This is a genomic window from Streptococcus sp. WM07 (genome assembly GCF_004570525.1).
Classification (GTDB): domain Bacteria; phylum Bacillota; class Bacilli; order Lactobacillales; family Streptococcaceae; genus Streptococcus.
Genome location: NZ_SPPZ01000039.1, coordinates 1 through 18141, shown reverse-complemented (window position 1 = coordinate 18141; position 18141 = coordinate 1). Strand labels below are relative to the sequence as shown.

At 42.8% G+C, this 18141-nt stretch carries 14 protein-coding genes and 2 pseudogenes; 6 read left to right on the top strand and 10 right to left on the bottom strand.

Annotated elements, in window-relative coordinates:
• A pseudogene (locus E4T71_RS06040) lies at window positions 1–108 on the top strand (IS30 family transposase); the annotation flags it as partial.
• Window positions 109–164: 56 nt separating this feature from the next.
• On the opposite strand, the gene tpiA reads toward E4T71_RS06040, so the two are convergent.
• The 4 genes from tpiA to E4T71_RS06020 all read right to left on the bottom strand — a co-directional run bounded on the left by tpiA (window position 165) and on the right by E4T71_RS06020 (window position 6447).
• Window positions 165–923 (bottom strand): triose-phosphate isomerase, encoded by a 759-nt coding sequence (gene tpiA / locus E4T71_RS06035; protein ID WP_135038090.1) that lies wholly within the window; start codon window positions 921–923, stop codon window positions 165–167.
• A 147-nt stretch (window positions 924–1070) separates the two neighbouring features.
• Window positions 1071–2267, bottom strand: a complete 1197-nt coding sequence (gene tuf, locus E4T71_RS06030) for an elongation factor Tu (protein ID WP_135038088.1) — start codon at window positions 2265–2267, stop codon at window positions 1071–1073.
• A 134-nt stretch (window positions 2268–2401) separates the two neighbouring features.
• Window positions 2402–5161 carry a phosphoenolpyruvate carboxylase gene (gene ppc / locus E4T71_RS06025; RefSeq protein ID WP_135038086.1) on the bottom strand — a complete coding sequence of 920 codons (2760 nt, stop codon included), beginning with the start codon at window positions 5159–5161 and terminating at the stop codon, window positions 2402–2404.
• 77 nt (window positions 5162–5238) lie between these two features.
• Entirely contained in the window at window positions 5239–6447 is a 1209-nt protein-coding gene (locus E4T71_RS06020) for an FtsW/RodA/SpoVE family cell cycle protein (RefSeq protein WP_135038084.1), read from the bottom strand.
• A gap of 167 nt (window positions 6448–6614) precedes the next feature.
• Here E4T71_RS06020 and E4T71_RS06015 point away from each other — a divergent pair, with 167 nt between their 5' ends.
• The 4 genes from E4T71_RS06015 to lysS are packed head-to-tail and all read left to right on the top strand — an operon-like array spanning window position 6615 to window position 10235.
• On the top strand, window positions 6615–7502 hold the full coding sequence (locus E4T71_RS06015) for a glycoside hydrolase family 25 protein (RefSeq protein ID WP_135038082.1): 888 nt from the start codon (window positions 6615–6617) through the stop codon (window positions 7500–7502).
• A gap of 54 nt (window positions 7503–7556) precedes the next feature.
• Window positions 7557–8042 carry an aminoacyl-tRNA deacylase gene (locus tag E4T71_RS06010; RefSeq protein ID WP_135038081.1) on the top strand — a complete coding sequence of 162 codons (486 nt, stop codon included), beginning with the start codon at window positions 7557–7559 and terminating at the stop codon, window positions 8040–8042.
• Window positions 8042–8689 carry a histidine phosphatase family protein gene (locus E4T71_RS06005; RefSeq protein WP_135038079.1) on the top strand — a complete coding sequence of 216 codons (648 nt, stop codon included), beginning with the start codon at window positions 8042–8044 and terminating at the stop codon, window positions 8687–8689. The genes E4T71_RS06010 and E4T71_RS06005 overlap by 1 nt, the downstream gene beginning before the upstream one ends.
• A 55-nt stretch (window positions 8690–8744) precedes the next feature.
• Window positions 8745–10235, top strand: a complete 1491-nt coding sequence (lysS, locus tag E4T71_RS06000) for a lysine--tRNA ligase (protein ID WP_135038077.1) — start codon at window positions 8745–8747, stop codon at window positions 10233–10235.
• Between the two features lie 91 nt (window positions 10236–10326).
• On the opposite strand, the gene E4T71_RS05995 is transcribed toward lysS, so the two are convergent.
• The 5 genes and pseudogenes from E4T71_RS05995 to thrS all read right to left on the bottom strand — a co-directional run bounded on the left by E4T71_RS05995 (window position 10327) and on the right by thrS (window position 17252).
• Window positions 10327–10857 carry a dihydrofolate reductase family protein gene (locus tag E4T71_RS05995; RefSeq protein WP_135038075.1) on the bottom strand — a complete coding sequence of 177 codons (531 nt, stop codon included), beginning with the start codon at window positions 10855–10857 and terminating at the stop codon, window positions 10327–10329.
• Window positions 10858–10859: 2 nt separating this feature from the next.
• Window positions 10860–13343, bottom strand: coding sequence for an ABC transporter permease (locus E4T71_RS05990; RefSeq protein ID WP_135038073.1), 2484 nt, complete (start codon window positions 13341–13343; stop codon window positions 10860–10862).
• A gap of 1 nt (window position 13344) precedes the next feature.
• The gene (locus E4T71_RS05985) at window positions 13345–14046 is read right to left on the bottom strand and encodes an ABC transporter ATP-binding protein (protein ID WP_135038071.1); all 702 of its coding nucleotides are present in this window, start codon (window positions 14044–14046) and stop codon (window positions 13345–13347) included.
• A gap of 223 nt (window positions 14047–14269) precedes the next feature.
• Window positions 14270–15118: pseudogene (locus E4T71_RS05980) on the bottom strand (magnesium transporter CorA family protein).
• A 193-nt stretch (window positions 15119–15311) separates the two neighbouring features.
• On the bottom strand, window positions 15312–17252 hold the full coding sequence (thrS, locus tag E4T71_RS05975; RefSeq protein WP_135038069.1) for a threonine--tRNA ligase: 1941 nt from the start codon (window positions 17250–17252) through the stop codon (window positions 15312–15314).
• Between the two features lie 428 nt (window positions 17253–17680).
• On the opposite strand from thrS, the gene E4T71_RS05970 reads away from it, so the two are divergent.
• Complete coding sequence (locus E4T71_RS05970; protein WP_135038067.1) at window positions 17681–17998, top strand: helix-turn-helix domain-containing protein; 318 nt, start codon at window positions 17681–17683, stop codon at window positions 17996–17998.
• On the opposite strand, the gene E4T71_RS05965 is transcribed toward E4T71_RS05970, so the two are convergent.
• On the bottom strand, window positions 17950–18141 hold a 192-nt coding region (locus E4T71_RS05965), incomplete at its 5' end, for a transposase (RefSeq protein WP_194181245.1). The genes E4T71_RS05970 and E4T71_RS05965 overlap by 49 nt on opposite strands.

The window sequence follows — 18141 nt, the reverse complement described above, 5'->3', positions numbered from 1 at the left end:
AAAGAAACGACCCCAAAAGAGGTAGCCTTTATTGAAAATTGGATAAACAACTATCCTAAAAAATGCTTGGGCTACAAGTCGCCGAAGGAATTTCTTAGCGGTGGCTAACTTCAACTTGAAATTTAGCATTATTAGAAAATATAATCAAAAATTATAAAAATCGATTAGTTTACAAAGTCCAAAAGAGCTAGGAAGCTATCCACTTCAAGAGAAGCACCCCCAACAAGAGCTCCATCTACATCTGGACAAGCCATGTACTCTTTAACATTTGATGGGTTTACAGAACCACCGTATTGTACACGCACTTTATCTGCCACTTCTTGGCCAAAATCTGCAGCAACAACGTCACGAACAGCTTTACACATTTTTTGCGCGTCATCTTGTGTTGCAGATTTACCAGTACCGATAGCCCAGATTGGCTCATAAGCAATCACAAGTGAAGCCACTTGCTCAGCCGAAAGATCTTTAAGAGCTGCTGAAACTTGGGCACCAACAAACTCAACCGCTTGTCCAGCTTCATAAGTTTCAAGAGACTCACCACAACAGATAATTGGAGTCATACCATTACGGAAGATTGCGTGTGCTTTTTTATTGATATCTTCATCTGTTTCGTGGAAGTAATCACGACGCTCTGAGTGACCGATAACAACGTAGTCAACACCCATTTCATTCAAGACTTTTGGACTAGTTTCACCAGTGAAAGCACCTGCATCTTCAAAGTAGCAGTTTTGCGCTGCCACTTTAAGGTCTGAATCTTTAGAGAACCATAGCAGTGCGTTCAAATCTACAGCTGGTGCTGCAATAGCTGCCTCAACAAGGTCAGTTGATGGCAATTTACCTGCAAGCCCCTCTACAAAAGCTTGTGCTTCTTGAGGGTTTTTATTCATTTTCCAGTTACCTGCGATAATTGGTTTACGTGACATTTCACATACCTCTTCTATTTTTATTACAGTCCTTATTTTATCACAAAGCCGCGCAGAAAAAAAGAGGAATCACAAAAACGCTAGCCTGACCAAAGGCCAAGCTAGCGTTGTTCTGACTTAAATTGTTAATCTAGGAAATGAACCGAATTAAGCTTCGATTTCAGTAACCATACCTGAACCAACAGTACGTCCACCCTCACGGATAGAGAATGTTGTTCCTTGTTCTACGGCGATTGGGTGGATCAACTCAACGTCGATTGTCACGTTATCACCAGGCATAACCATTTCAGTACCTGCTGGCAACTCGATAGAACCAGTTACGTCAGTAGTACGGAAGTAGAATTGAGGACGGTAGTTGTTGAAGAATGGAGTGTGACGTCCACCTTCTTCTTTAGTAAGGATGTAAACTTCACCTTTGAATTTAGTGTGTGGGTTGATAGAACCTGGTTTAGCGATAACTTGTCCACGTTCGATCTCATCACGTTGAACACCACGAAGAAGAACACCAACGTTATCTCCTGCAAGACCTTCATCCAATTGTTTACGGAACATTTCAACTCCAGTAACAACTGCTTTAGTAGTTTCTTCTTTGATACCAACGATTTCGATTTCATCGTTAACACGAACCACACCACGGTCAATACGTCCTGAAGCAACAGTACCACGACCAGTGATTGAGAATACGTCCTCGACTGGAAGAAGCAATGGTTTGTCAGTATCGCGTTCTGGTTCTGGAATGTATGAGTCAACAGTATTCATCAATTCCATGATGATGTCTTCAAATGCTGAATCACCTTCAAGGGCTTTAAGAGCTGAACCTTGGATAACTGGTAGATCATCACCTGGGAAATCGTATTCTGAAAGAAGGTCACGGATTTCCATTTCAACCAACTCAAGCAACTCTTCATCATCAACAAGGTCAACTTTGTTCATGAAGACGATCAAGTTTTTAACACCAACCTGACGAGAAAGAAGAATATGCTCACGAGTTTGTGGCATTGGTCCATCTGTAGATGCAACTACAAGGATCGCTCCGTCCATTTGAGCCGCACCAGTGATCATGTTTTTAACGTAGTCCGCGTGTCCTGGAGCGTCGATGTGAGCGTAGTGACGTTTTTCAGTTTCGTACTCAACGTGTGCAGTGTTGATAGTAATTCCGCGTTCGCGCTCTTCTGGAGCAGCATCGATAGAAGCGTAATCTTTAGGTTGGTTAACTGATGAAGGCAAACGACGTGCCAAAACAGTTGTAATCGCTGCAGTTAGGGTAGTTTTACCGTGGTCAACGTGTCCAATTGTACCAACGTTAACGTGGGGTTTACTACGATCGTATTTTTCTTTTGCCATTTGGGTAAAAGCCTCCAATAAAATATATTTTATAGATAGACAGTAGGCAATACAGTCTAACTTTCCCTACTATTCTATCAGACTGTTAGAAAAAATCAAGCCTTTTACCTCTTTTTTTAATTTTTCCCCAGGGATTAACCCGAATTCCGAAGCCCCGTCGCAATTCCATTAATCGTAGTCGCAATCAAGGAGTCCGCAGAATCTGGTAATTTACCTTCTCGCTTACGCCGAATCAACTCAACTTGAACATAGTTTAAAACATCAAAATACGGCATCCGATAAGACAAACTATTAGAAAGATAAGTATTGTCCGCCAGTAGTTCTTCTCGTTCCTCTATTAATAGGATGCTTTCTTTGGTTTTTTGCCATTCTGCTAAAATCAAGTCATAGACAGCCGCTACTTGCGGTTCCTGGACTAGATCCCGATAATGACCCGCGATTGTCATATTTGATTTGGCTAAGACCATATCAACATTGGAGAGCAAGCCCCTGAAAAATGGCCATTTCTGATACATTTGACGGAGAATAGAGAGCCACTCACTGTCCTCAGCCATTAAAGTTTGAAAAGCACAACCAACACCGTACCATCCAGGTAGCATGATCCGGTTCTGGGACCACGAAAAGACCCACGGAATAGCCCTTAATCCTGAAATTTCTGTAATCGTCTTTCTAGCCGCTGGTCGCGAACCAATATTCAGACTGGAAATTTCCGTAATCGGACTAGCCTCAAAGAAGAAATCATAGAATGCTGGATTTTCAAAGACTAGGTCACGATAGGCCTGGTAACTAGTCTCTACCAAATGATTCATCACCCGACCATAGGTCTCCCGTTGCTCGGGACTCAATTCTGTTTCCAGACTCACCATACGATCAAGTGAGGCGGACAGAAGCATTTCTAAATTGTAGTAAGCAGCTTCCTTATTCCCGTATTTATTGGCAATAACCTCTCCTTGCTCTGTTAGACGAATGCGATCGCGAATACTTTCGAGAGGTTGTGCAATAATAGCCTCATAGGTAGGGCCACCTCCACGACCAACTGTTCCTCCACGTCCATGGAAGAATGTTACTTTCACCCCAAATTCTTGACCTAATTTCTGCAAGTCTTCTTGCGCCTGATAAAGAGACCAAACTGATGACAGATAGCCTCCATCCTTATTACTATCTGAATAGCCCAACATAATTTCTTGATAGCCATTACAGGAGACAATCCATCTTTGAACCAAATCCAAAGATAGGTAAGACCGCATGGTCCGACGAGAAGCTTCCAAATCCTCAATTGTTTCAAAAAGAGGTACCAATTGAAGACGAGTACGCTCACGGTTGACCAGTCCAACTTCTTTCAACAGAATTGCTAATTCCAAAAGATCAGAGACACTGGTTGCATGGGAAATGATGGACTGACGAATCACTTCTTCACCAAGTACATCTTTCAACTGAGCACCCATGGCAAGAATAGACAATTCCTTAGCTAGTAAATCACTCTTTGGAAGAGTTGGAGCCGACAAGGGACGTGGATCCTTTTCCAGTAATTCAAGCAAGATAGATACTTTTTCTTCTTCAGATTGACTGGAATAGGCTTCCATGAGACCAGCTGTTGCCAATAATTCTGCCACACAAGCTTCATGGATAGAGGAATCTTGACGAAGGTCAATACTAGCCAGGTAAAAACCAAAGACCTCTACTGCCGTAATGAGTTGGCTCAACTTCCCACTCGCCAAATGCTGTTGACCACAGGTCGCTAATGACGCCTGTACCTGCTCCAACTCTACCTTAAATTCTTCTGCGGAAGAATAAGCAGGGATTTGCTCCCAATCCCGCTCCTGTTGAATGTTAACCAAGTCTTTACCAGCCAAAGCCAGATACTCTGCTCGCCCTAAAAAGGCCTGCATGTTCCGCTGAGTTTTTAGAAGACGGTCACGAATCCAGGAAAGAGCCCGTCTATAGGGTTCTTTTTCTCTAAAAATCGAATTATCCTGTGAGAGGCCAGCCATGCGACTCACGTCTTCACTCACATGTGTTAGGTTGAGTGAGACAGAATAATCCCGATACAGCTTGTTTAAATGTTGCAAATAAAAATCAAAAAGAACTTCTTGCTGCACCCGTGCTGATTCCTTCAGGGTTTCAGCTGTGACAAACGGATTTCCATCCCGGTCACCACCAATCCACATTCCCATAGACACAGGCTTGCTGGCAGGTACAGATAGCCCCTGTTCCTGAGCTAAATCCCGATAGGTCTGTGTCAAACGTGGGACAGCTTCAAGGAGCGAGCTCCGATAATAAGCCATAGCGTTGACGATTTCATTGGTTACGGTTAATTTTTGCTCCCGGATCAAATCCGTTTGTAAAATTGTCTCTAAATAACGATAAAGTTCTTCTTCCCACTCAGCCTGATTAAGATCACCGGGTAAAGCCATCCGCTTACGTTTCAGCAATTCATGAATTTGGGCTGTCAAATCAAGCAAAGACTTCCGTTGAACCTGAGTCGGATGGGCCGTCAAAACCGGCACTACTTGTAAATCTTCTAGAAGGGCTTGGGCATTTTCCATTTGAGCAGTCCGAGCTACAGCTTGACTGAGTTTCCCAAGGTAGTCTTCTTGCAAATTATTGCGCCGCTGAATGGTTACTTCCAAATCCACATCTTCCGCTATATTGATTAACAGAGGAACAACTGCAAAATAACGCACTAAAAGGGCTAACCGACTCAATTCCAAGTCCTTCAGGAAGGTCGCGATAGCCTGGTCCTCCCCTTCTACTACCCAGGTTTTTACCTGGGCAATCTCATCAAGCACTTCTGGTCCAAAAGCGCCTGCTACAATCTGATTGACCATTCGAGTCAATTCTTGGGCATCTTGAGCGATAAGATCGGCAGACACCTGGTACTCTAATTTTTCCATAGATACTCCTAATATGCAAAAAGAGGCGTGGAAGAGGCTCTTCCCCATCCCGCCCTATCCAATAAGTTCTTTCATCCTCAATAGTGAGAGTTATTTTCTTCTAGTTCTTTTTTCGTTTCCGCCGCGTCAACATTTAAAACAAACGCAATTGCAATGGAGAGGACCAGAAGACTGTTCCCGCCCTGCGACAAGAAGGGGAAGGTTACCCCAGTCGAGGGAATTAGTCCTGAAATCCCACCAATATTGACAAAAGTCTGCGTCAATAAAAGACCGCCAACGCCTGTTGCCAACATGGCATTAAAAGGATCACGCGCTCGGATTCCTACCAGTAAAATTCGAAGAATTAAAAAGAAAAGCAAACCTAAAATCAAACTCGCACCGACAAAACCTAACTCCTCGATCACAATCGAAAAGACAAAATCGGTATGGGCTTCCGGCAGATAACCATTCTTCTCGATAGAATTACCCAAGCCAAGACCAAACCAAGAACCATTGCTCATGGCATAGTAAGAATTCGCCAACTGATGCCCAGAATCAGACAAATCCTCAAAAGGATTAAAGAAGGCACTGAAACGCTTGGCAATATAACCAAATAAGGGAATCTTCGCAACAACATCTACCCCAATAAGGCGAATCGCTCCCAAAACAGTAGCTGACAAAGCTACCACAGCTCCAAGACTCGTCATAAACCAACGATAGGAAATCCCACTCAAGGAAACCATCATCAATACCAGGAATGTCAAAATTGTCGCATTCCCCAAGTCAGGTAGGGAAGCCACAACAGCTAGCGAGAACATGACAGCTACTCGCCAATCTGTAAAAGAGCGTGGCCAAAAAGTATTCTTAGTCAGAGCATAATAATCGCTCCTAGCTATCAAATCTTGCTCTCGGCTAAAAACGGAGGCCAAATACCAGACCATCACAACCTTGAGGTATTCAGCTGGTTGAATACTCAGAGGCCCCAATAAAATCCAGCCTCGTGCCCCATTAATCGTCGCTCCAAAAAAGCGCGAGACGATGAGCAATAGAATAACAATGGCTAGAATGACCCCTACTACTTTTGAGTTCTTTAAAAAATCTAGTTTTAATTTATAAATCAAGGCAATCCCGATTAAACTCGCAATCCAAAAGACCCCCTGTGTCAAAACTGAGCTGAATGGATTTCCACCACTCTGAATCGAGTTGGCACTAGTCGTTGAATAGACTACAATCAAACCCAAGATAGACAATATGAGGTAAGGAATTAGGATTGAGTAGTTTAACAAGTAGCGTTTTTCAATCTTCATCACGTACCCGTTTTCTCTAAAAATTCAGCCTTGATTATACCATTTTCACCGACGAAAAAAAAGCCACGGACAATAGCACCCCTTCCAATTGGACAATTTTTCTATTTTTACCCAAAAACAGGTGAGATTCCTTGTCATTTCAATCATTTTAAGATAGAATGAACCTTATGAGACAAAGGATAAATCCTATTTATATGGTAGTCTTTTTCGGTTTCATCTTTCTTAGTCTGATTGCCGGCCATAATCAAGTTCAATTCTTAAAAGCTGAACAAGAAGCGGCTCGTGCAGCCAAGGCCACCGAGGAAGCCAAAAAGAAAAAAAGCGAAACAAAGAAAAAGAAAAAAACAACAACGGAAAACGTCAACCTACGTCCCATCGTAGACCTCTCTGGCTGGCAATTACCGGAAGAAATTGACTACGATGCTATGGCAGCTGGTGTGTCTGGTGCTATCATCCGAGTCCACAGTGGAGCTCAAGCTAAAAAGGAAAATGCAGCCACTTATCTCAACGGAATTGACAAATCCTATCAAAAACACATTGAAGAATTCAAAAAGAGAGATATTCCTGTCGCTGTCTATGCCTATGTTGCAGCTGGTTCAGTCAAAGAAATGCAAAAGGAAGCCGAAGAATTCTATCAAGCTTCCGCCAAATACAAGCCAACCTACTACTGGTTAGATGTGGAAGAAAAAACCATGTCCAACATGGACAAAGGAGTTGAAGCCTTCCGTGTCAAATTACAAGAACTAGGTGCGAAGAATATTGGTATTTACATTGGAACCTATTTCATGGAAGAACACAGTATCAGCACTGATAAATTTGATGCTGTCTGGTTCCCCACCTATGGTGTTGATTCCGGTTACTACAATGCTGCCCCTTCGACAGACATTGACTATGACCTCCATCAATACACCTCCCGAGGTTGGTTACCAGGTTTTGATAAGGAGGTTGATTTGAATCAGATCTCCCCACTCAAGAATACCGCTGATGTTTATAAAAAATTATTCCAGAGGGACGCTGTAGACTACCAATACCAAAATGCTTCCCAGACAGAATAGAATCAAAGGCTGGGACTGAGGTCTCAGCCTCTCTTTATGACACAAAGGAGCAATATGGCTAAGAAAAAAATCAAAAAAACCTTGGTCGAACAAATCTTGACCAAAGCTGGTATTGAGTACCAAGCTCACCAATTTAATGGGCTCGAAGGTCAGACCCCTGATGATATTAATCGCAAACAAATCTTTAAAACCTTAGCTCTCAAAGGAGATAAGACTGGCCCACTCATCGGTGTGCTCTCCATAGAAGATCATCTAGCCGAGAAAAAATTGGCAGCATTGTCTGGGAATAAGAAAGTTCAGATGATTCCCCAAAAAGACTTGGAAAAAACAACTGGCTATGTTCATGGAGCCAACAATCCCGTCGGTATTCGCCAGCGGCATCAGTACCCAATCTACTTCGATGATCGAGCTTTAGATTTCTCGAGCATCTTGGTTTCTTCAGGTGAAATTGGCCAAAGTGTCCAAGTCAATCCCCAAGAACTAGCTCAATTCGTAGACGCAAGCTTTGCTAATTTTCGTGAGAAAGGAGAAGAAAAATAATGAAGTTATACTTTGTTCGTCATGGTAGAACGGAATGGAACGAGGAAGGACGTTTTCAAGGAGCTAGTGGAGATTCACCACTATTAGACCAATCCATTGAGGATATCGAAACTCTGGGAAAACACCTACAGCATATCCATTTCGATAGAATCTTCTCTAGTGATCTTCCACGGGCACTTCATACAGCTCGAATTATTCAAGCTCAAAATCTTCATCCAGTTAAGATTGAACCCCAAGAATCACTCCGTGAGTGGCAACTGGGCCGCTTAGAAGGTCAAAAAATTGCCACTATGGAAGCCATCTATCCCCAACAGATTCGAGCCTTCCGTCATAATTTAGCCAAGTTTAATTACGACATGTTCGAAGCTGAATCTGTTTATAAAACAACCCAACGAGTTGCTGAATTGGTACACAGTCTAAAGAATCAACCTTATGAACATGTTCTCTTTGTAGGGCATGGTGCTAATCTGGTAGCTTCCCTTCGTACCCTTTTAGGAGTAAGCCCCGCCTTCATCCGAGACTGGGGCGGTCTTGCAAATGGTAGTCTTACCATCTTAGAGACGGATAATTTTAATGATTTCCAACTCCTAAGTTGGAATGATACAAGCTTTTTAGAGTCTGTAAAAGTCGAATCTATCCACTCATAACCCTTGTAATTGTGATAAAATAAAAAATAGTCTACGGATGACAGAGGAGGAAAATATGTCACACCATCTAACAGAGGAACTCAATGACCAGCAAATCATTCGTCGGGAAAAAATGCAGGCCTTGGCGGATGCTGGTATTGATCCCTTCGGTCAGCGCTTCGAACGAAGTGCAAATTCTGCAGAATTGAAAGAGAAATATGCAGACTTGGACAAAGAAGCACTTAATGACTTAAACGAGTCAGCAACCATCGCCGGTCGCTTAATGACAAAGCGAGGCAAAGGAAAGGTCGGATTTGCACATGTCCAAGACCGTGATGGCCAAATTCAAATTTATGTCCGTAAGGATGAAGTTGGCGAAGAAAACTATGAAATCTTTAAGAAAGCGGATTTAGGTGATTTTATCGGTGTTGAAGGTCAAGTCATGCGGACCGATATGGGAGAATTGTCGATCAAGGCTAGCCACCTAACGCACTTGTCTAAATCCCTTCGACCGCTTCCTGAAAAATTCCATGGTTTATCTGACGTAGAAACCATCTACCGCAAACGCTATTTGGATCTTATCTCCAACCGTGAGAGTTTTGAGCGTTTCATGGCGCGCTCCAAAATTGTGTCTGAAATTCGCCGTTATCTAGATAACCAAGGGTTCCTTGAGGTAGAAACACCTGTTCTTCATAACGAAGCGGGTGGAGCTGCTGCTCGTCCCTTTGAAACCCACCACAATGCTCAAAATATGGATATGGTACTCCGTATTGCAACAGAGCTGCACTTAAAACGGTTAATCGTTGGTGGTATGGAACGTGTTTACGAGATGGGACGTATTTTCCGAAATGAAGGTATGGACGCTACCCACAATCCAGAGTTCACAACCATTGAAGCCTATCAAGCTTATGCAGACTTCCAAGATATTATGGACTTGGTCCAAGGAATTATTCAAGCAGCAGCTAAAGCTGTTACAGACCAAGCTGTCATTACCTATCAAGAGCAAGAAATCAACATTGGTCATGATTTCGCCCGTCTACATATGATTGATGCCATTAAAGACATTACCGGCGTAGACTTCTGGCAAGAAATGACCCTGGAACAAGCTCAAGAACTAGCCAAGGAGCATCAGGTTCCTGTGGAAAAACACTTCACTTCAGTTGGTCATATCATCAATGCCTTTTTTGAAGAATTCGTGGAAGACACCTTGATTCAACCAACTTTCATTTACGGTCACCCAGTTGAGGTTTCTCCATTGGCTAAGAAAAATCCTGAGGATCCTCGCTTCACCGATCGTTTCGAACTCTTTATCGTCGGTAAAGAATTTGCTAACGCCTTCACAGAATTGAACGATCCAATCGATCAACTTTCCCGCTTTGAAGCTCAAGCCAAGGCTAAAGAATTGGGAGATGACGAAGCAACTGGTATTGACTACGACTTCGTTGAAGCCCTTGAATATGGAATGCCACCAACAGGTGGACTTGGAATTGGAATCGACCGCCTCGTTATGCTTCTTACAAACGTAACCAGCATCCGTGACGTCCTCCTATTCCCAACGATGAAATAAGCTAAAACACCTCTTGATGGTAGCCATCAGGAGGTGTTTCTTTTGTAATTTGTAGGCTATTCGGAATCAATCCTATCTTGAGCTGAACCTCTTAGACTTTACGGTACCGCAACATCGCAATGCCGTCTGTCACAGTAGACTCAACCAGTTTCAGTGGAATTTCAGGTAGTGCTTGGTCAAATAATCGTCTTCCCTTGCCAAGAATAACAGGAACAAGACCCAAGATATATTCCGTCACTAGGTCTTCTGCAATCAGACTATCTGCAATCTGGGCACCTCCGAAAAGCCAAACCGGCCCCCCTTCTTCTGCTAACAACTCTTTCACAGAAGCTACCAAGTCGGGCGTAAAATGAACATTGTCCCTTTTCTCCTCAGGACCACGCCGGGCTACCAGAAACTGCTTTTCTTTAGCACTTGGGATATCCTCTAACCCCAATTCCAAGAAAGACTTATGTCCCATGACAACCGTGTCACAACTTTCAAAAAAAGCAGTATTATCAAATTGCAAAGGCGTATTAGGAGTGGAATCAGCAGGCGCCTGAATCCAGTCATAAGATCCATCCTCACGCGCTACATATCCATCCAAACTCAAGGCTAAATTCAAAATTAATTCTCGTTTCATCATTACTCCAAAGATTTTAAGGCATCCAACATCGGAATGCTGTTTATTTTTTTCAAGATAAAAAAATAAAGGCTAACAAATACGACAATCAGAAGAAGCATCGGCAAAAGATAGGGGACTAGCCCCATGTCTCGGCTAAAAACAATGCCCGCTGGGGCAATCTGTTCTAACAAAAAACCATGAAGAACATAGCCACATCCTAGTCCCAAAAAGGCTCCAAGAAGGGTCAGATAAAGCAATTCCTTATAGAGTAAGCCTTGCAACTCACTAGGATAAAACCCTAGTACCTTCATCGTTGCAATCTCCCGCATTCGTTCATGCAAATTCAATAAGATCAAGGTTACCAAGATAATAACTACCAAACCCATAGATAAAAAGGCCACTAGGTACATGGTCTGATTTAGGGATTGGGCTGTATCCCTGAAGAAAGACTCCAACAGGGCTGTCTCTTCCAATCTCAAGGTGGAGGTATTCTTTAATGCCGCTTCTTTAAAAGCTGCTTCTTGCCCCTTTGGTAATTTCCAAAGCTGGGCATTAGCAGACATATCTCCCGACATCTGAGCCTGGGACAAGTAAAGCGTATAACCCACATACTGCCTGGCAATTCCACCGATTCTCCAGCTTCTTCCTGCTAACTGGACCTGCTCACCAACAGTGACACCCAGCTCCTGAGCTAAGGTCTGACTCAAGACAACACCTGTTTGATCCAAATTAAGAATTTGGCCAGTTTGCCAATCTGACAGTTCAATCAAATCCGACCAACCCTGATCTGAAAACTGACCAAAAATTTGCAGACGCCCCGTTGCCTGAGCCAGTTCAATCTCTTCCTCCTGATAATACAGACTAACAGACCGGCCCTGTTTATATTGGAGAGGCTGGCCTTCACGATGGAGAAGTAACGCATCATAATTCCAGACCTGATGAAATTGTTTATCTGCCACACCTGCGATCGATACTTGTAAGCCAAGAGCCGCAACCAACAAGGCAATGGAGCCCAAAACACCCAAAACTGTCATGGCCATCCGCTGTTTGTACCGCAAGAGATTTCGGATTAAAAATTTTTGACCAAAGGTCAAGCGGGACCAAAAGATCGGCAAGCCTTCAATGAGAATTCGCTTGCCCTTGGCAGGTGGCTTGGGACGAAGCAATTGACTGGTTGGCTGGCGTAAATCTGACCATAGCAATCCAAATAAGGGAAAAAGAATGGCTAGACTGCCCAAACCAAAGGACCAGAGGAAGGGATCCCAAGACAAGGTCTGTTCAATTTCCGTAAAGACTGTCCTCCGTAACAGAATCGACTGAATCATCGGTGCTAACAGACCGGTTCCTAGGATTCCACCTAAACCCGCACCAATTAAAGCTAAAAGAATTCCATAACTGAAAAACTTAAATACCAAAGTAAAGGGGGCATAACCTAAGGCTGAGAGTAACCCCATGTTCTGCCGCTCATCTTGAACCAGCCGCACCATACTAGTCAGAGCAACCAAAATCGTCACACCATAAAAAATCGGCGGAATCCAATTGGCAACTTTTTTCAGACTAGCAATACTCGTCTTCAAATAAGTATAACTGGAAGAACCTGGGAATTCTCCCTCTTCCAACACTTCAAAAAGGGGTTGCCCGTCCAAACGATTGACAGCAGCCCGATAGTCGGCCAAGGCCTTCTCTCCATCCTGCAGGTCTAGCCTATATCTTTGCTGCTCCCGTTCAGACAAATAGGGCTGAGACTGCTCCAAGGTCTTCTGTGCTTTCTTCAATTCCGCCTCTTGCCGACTCAAATCTTGTTTGGCAGCCTCCCAAGTCTTCTCCTCTTGAGCAGCTATCCAGGTTTGCATGACTTCCAAGTCTTTTTTATCTGTCTTTCTCCAGTGGAAGAGGGCTATATTCTCTTTTTGATTTTTAAAAAAAGTTGAAGGAACAAAACCATAGACATCAACCTTTCCCTGCCCCAAAGTGCTAGGTCCTAAATCCTCTTGGGAAATAAGTTGACTTGACTGCGCAAATCCTGTTACCGTCAAGCGTCGGGTCTGACCCAACCACTCCAGCTCAAGATCTTGTCCTTGTTTAAAGGCAGACTGGTTAACCTGTCCTAACAAGACTTCCGAGCTCAGATTAGGAAGCTGTCCTTCTAAATTCCAAAGCTGAGCTTGCTGATGGGGGAGGGAAAAAAGCCTGAGAACATGACCATCTTTCAACAGCACATCTTGAAGAAAGCCAAATTCTACTTCTCCTTGTTGCTGTTGAACCTCTTGCCGCAGGAAGGCTTGCTGTTCCTGGCTAAAACCCAGCTTTCCTATAAGAGTAGCTTGGGGAACCTGCTGCTGCTCCTTAAAGTTTACTAGCCACTGTTCCAAACTAGGTCCAGCTAATTGCAGACCAACCAATACGAAAGCTGATAGAGTCAGTAAACTCGCCAAGGCTAAAAACCGACTCCAACTAGACTGGAAGGTACGGAGTAAACTAAGCCAATAGGTTTTTTTCAGCATACTAGTACTCCAATTCTCCTACAGCAAGTGGGGTTTCCTGAATCTGAATCCGTTTAATCTGAGCATCCTGCATGTGGATTACCCGATCTGCAATCTGAGCCAAGGCCGTGTTATGGGTCACAATGATAACCGTTCGTCCTTCTTTGCGGGCCAAGTGACTCAAGAGGGTTAAAATTTGCTTTCCTGTCTGATAATCCAAGGCCCCCGTGGGTTCATCGCATAACAGAAGTTTCGGATTTTTGGCAAGGGCGCGTGCAATGGCAACACGTTGTTGTTCTCCCCCTGACAGTTGAGCTGGGAAATGGTGCTGCCGCCCTTCTAATCCCACACTCATTAAAGTCCTCTGAGCATCCAAGGGATTGGAGACCAATTCCGTCGCCAACTCTACATTTTCCAACGCAGTCAAATTTCCCACTAAATTATAAAACTGAAAGACAAACCCAACATCTTCCCTACGGTAGCGAATCCGTTCCCGCTCAGAATACTGAATAATGTCTTGACCATCAATCAACAGTTGACCACGACTAGCTTGATCCATTCCCCCAAGAATATTAAGAAGAGTTGATTTACCAGCTCCGGATGCCCCTAAAATAACAACTAGCTCCCCCTCTTCCATTTCAAAGGATAAATCCTGATTGGCCACAACTTCCAAGTCTCCCTGACCATAGATTTTCCAACAATTCTTTGCTTCAATATAGGCCATTCGAGATGCCTTCTTTCAACCGTATTTCTTCCTCTATTTTATCACAAAACCAAGACCTTCTCCTGATTTCAAAAAATCCCTCATAGCAAAAAAAGACCGGACACAAGCTCCAGTCTTTCCTTTTCATTTGCAATAACTCTGAAATGGTTCCTCCTTGGAAGTTATCTTCGATTCATGATGGAACGTAAAATCCGTGCCAATAACAACCACAGAACAATAAAGGCTAGGGGCATCCAAATCCAAGCCAGGGGTTCTTCAGACAGGGAAGCGGGACATTCATTCCAAAGAATCCCGTAATAAGTGATAGGACCGCTAGGAGAATTGAGATGATATTGAGGGTCGTCAAGTTTCCATTCAGCGTATTATTCAGGATGGTATCATAAGCCCCTGACAATTGCTGCAAAATCTGAGATTCCAATTGGCTCATGGCAAGAAGCTGTTGCGCTTCAATAAGAGCATCCTCGAGCTCTTCCAGCTCTTGATTGGTCAAACGACTCATTCGTGGATGTTTCCGCAATTGTTCCAAAACCAAGACATTCTAATTGCTGGCGGTTAAAAGATATACTAAGCCCGTTTCAAAATCTGAAAGTTCTAGCAGTAATCGCTTAGTGGTTTGTTTTCGTAAAAGACCATTCACCTGATCCTTCTCGCGATTAATTTCATCTAAAATAGTGAAATACTCTTGAGTAACTAAGGTTAGGATTAAAAATAAAAATTGGTAACTACTGGTAATCGTCGAATACGGAAGCTGCCGCTGAATCCGATCAATCAAGTAATGATTCTGTTCATTGACAATTGTAATCACTTGATTCCCGCTGGCAATCAGAGTCAAGGGAGTTGTCTCATAGTGATTATCTTCTTTGATTAAATCCAAGGCATTAAAGATTAACAACAAGCGATCACCCTCCGCATCGTACTCCATGTGTGCTCGCTCATTCTTATCCAGTGCATACTCCATCAATTCTGTATCCAGTTGATAGTCTTCTAGCTCTTGTCGATTGAGTGGTCCTTTATCAGACCGGACTACAATCCAGCTATATCCATGCTCTTTTCCAAAATGTTCTTCAATCATACAACTCCTACTTTTCCATGCGTATATATCTACTTCTACTATAAGAAAAGAGAGCGTCCCTGTCTATGGCAACCCAAACGCCATCTAGCTACTCCAAAAAGGGACTGGGAAAAATATCAACCTTAGCTTTTACTTAGTGAAAATTCTTTGACAAAAAATCCCCAAGCTCAATTGAACTCAGGGATTATAAAACTTATTTAGGTCGAGAAAGACGAGCTACATCAGCTTTCAAATCTGCAATAAAGTCGACAATAGACTTAGTTTCAGTTTGCTTGCTACCGTAACGACGCACGTTAACCGATTTGTCTTCCATTTCCTTGTCCCCAACAATCAATTGGTAAGGAACTTTTTGAGTTTGGCTTTGACGAATCTTGTATTGCATTTTCTCATTACGCTCATCTACATGAACACGGAAGCCAAGATCTTTCAATTCTTTGGCTACTTCCCACGCATAGTCTGCATGGGCTTCATTTGAAATTGGAATAAGGGTCACTTGAGTTGGTGCCAACCAAGTTGGGAAGGCTCCTTTGTAAGTTTCAATCAAGTAGGCCACAAAACGTTCCATAGTGGAGACAATTCCCCGGTGAATCATAACAGGACGGTGCTCCTCACCATCTGCTCCGATATAAGACAATTCAAAGCGTTCTGGCAAGAGGAAGTCCAGTTGGATTGTCGAAAGAGTTTCCTCATTTCCCAAAGCAGTTTTTACTTGAACATCCAATTTTGGACCATAGAAGGCCGCTTCACCTTCTGCTTCAAAGTAATCTAGTTCCAAATCATCCATGGCTGCTTTCAACATCTGTTGAGCATTTTCCCACATCGCATCATTATCGAAGTATTTTTCCTTATCTTCAGGATCTCGATAAGAGAGACGGAAACGATAATCAGTGATGTTGAAATCTTCATAAACACTGATCATCAACTCCAAGACTTTCTTGAATTCTTCTTGGATTTGTTCTGGAGTAACAAACAAGTGTCCATCGTTCAAGGTCATTTCACGTACACGTTGGAGTCCTGAAAGAGCACCTGATTTCTCATAACGGTGCATCATTCCCAACTCAGCGATCCGAATTGGCAATTCACGGTAAGAATGAACATGATTCCGATAAACTTGAATGTGGTGTGGGCAGTTCATTGGGCGAAGAACAAAGGCTTCTCCATCTCCCATATCCATCACTGGGAACATATCTTCTTGGTAGTGATCCCAGTGACCTGAAGTTTTATACAAGTCTACACTGGCAACTGGTGGAGTATAAACATGATCATAACCAGCTGCTACCTCACGGTCAATAATATAACGCTCAACCACACGACGGATGGTAGCTCCATTTGGCAACCAGAATGGAAGTCCTTGTCCTACTTCTTGACTAATCATGAAGAGATCTAATTCCTTGCCTAGCTTACGGTGATCCCGCTCTTTAGCCTCTTCACGCATCTTGAGATAAGCATCTTGCTCTTTTTTATTGAACCAAGCAGTACCATAAATCCGTTGCATCATTGGATTTTCACTCTTACCACGCCAGTAAGCACCTGCAACATTCAACAAATGAAAGACTTGAATATGACCAGTTGTTGGTACGTGAGGTCCACGACAGAGATCCACATACTCTCCTTGTTGATAGATAGTCAAGCCGCCCTCATCATCCTTGTGTTCCTCAATCAATTCCAATTTATAAGGATCATTGTGGAAGATTTCCTTAGCTTCTTCCTTAGAAACTTCAGAACGGACACTTGGGAAGTTTTCCTTGACGATTTTATGCATCTCTTCTTCAATTTTGGCCAAATCTTCATTGGAAATTTGCCCCGCTTCATTGTCAGTATCATAATAGAAACCGTCTTGAATCGCCGGACCAACTCCTAGGCGAATATCTGGGAAATGACGCTTAGCTGCTTGAGCAAACAAGTGGGCTGCAGAGTGACGTAAAATTGGCAGCGCATCTTCGTGATCGGGTGTTACAATTTCCAAGTTTCCATCTTCGTGAATGGCACGAGTGGTATCAATCAACTTACCATTCAATTTACCTGCCAAGGCTTTTTTAGCCAAGGACTTGCTAATGCCTTCTGCAATCTCTACAGTTGTAATGCCATCCTGATACTCACGAACAGCACCATCAGGGAATGTAATTTTTACCATATTTCTACTCCTTTAAAAACTAGTAGACCTACTCGGGACAAACAAAAAAGCGACCTCCCTCAAAAGGACGTCGCAACGTGGTTCCACCTTCATTTATACCCAGTAATCCTGGGTACCTCATTCTTGGTTCTAACGTAACCACCGTTTTATGTTTGCATAAAATCTTACCGAGTAGTACCTTCTAACCCTTCTATGCACTTCCAGCAACCGTGCACTCTCTTCAAGAAGTTCTGTTAAAAGACGTGTCTCTATAAGCATTATACCAAACCCCTTGAAAAAAACAAGGAAAATCTAGTTTTTTCTCTTACCACCTATAAGGAGTTAATTCTCAACGTAAGTTCCAGAAATATCTTTAATCTAGATATTAACTTGAGACAAAAATAAGAGTAGAATTAAGTTAGAGATTTTTCTTGGGAAAGGAGTTCCCTATGACCAAACATAAACATCTAACTTTTTCTGATAGACTTGATATTGAATCTGGTCTTCGAAATTCAAAGACCTTTACCCTTATTGCTAGTCAAATCGGTAAAGATCCTTCAACTGTTTCAAAGGAGGTTCCTAAGCATATCCAGGTTAAGAAATCATCTGTCCACTCAAACAAAGGCAATAACTGTCCTAAACTCTGTAAACCTCCATACGTTTGTAATGGTTGTCCTATAAAAAATCGAGACTGTGGCTTCAATAAGCAGTTTTATAATCAACTGAAACTAGAATGGGACAAAAGAGCTTCAAGAAAAGTATCGTAATTTGGCAATACTTTTCTGAGATGCTTTTTGATGTGAGCCCATATTTTTTCGATAGGATTGTACTCAGGTGAGTATGGAGGGAGAGGTAAAAGTTTATGTCCCTGCTCCTCACATAAGGATTTTATACTACTCATCCTATGGAA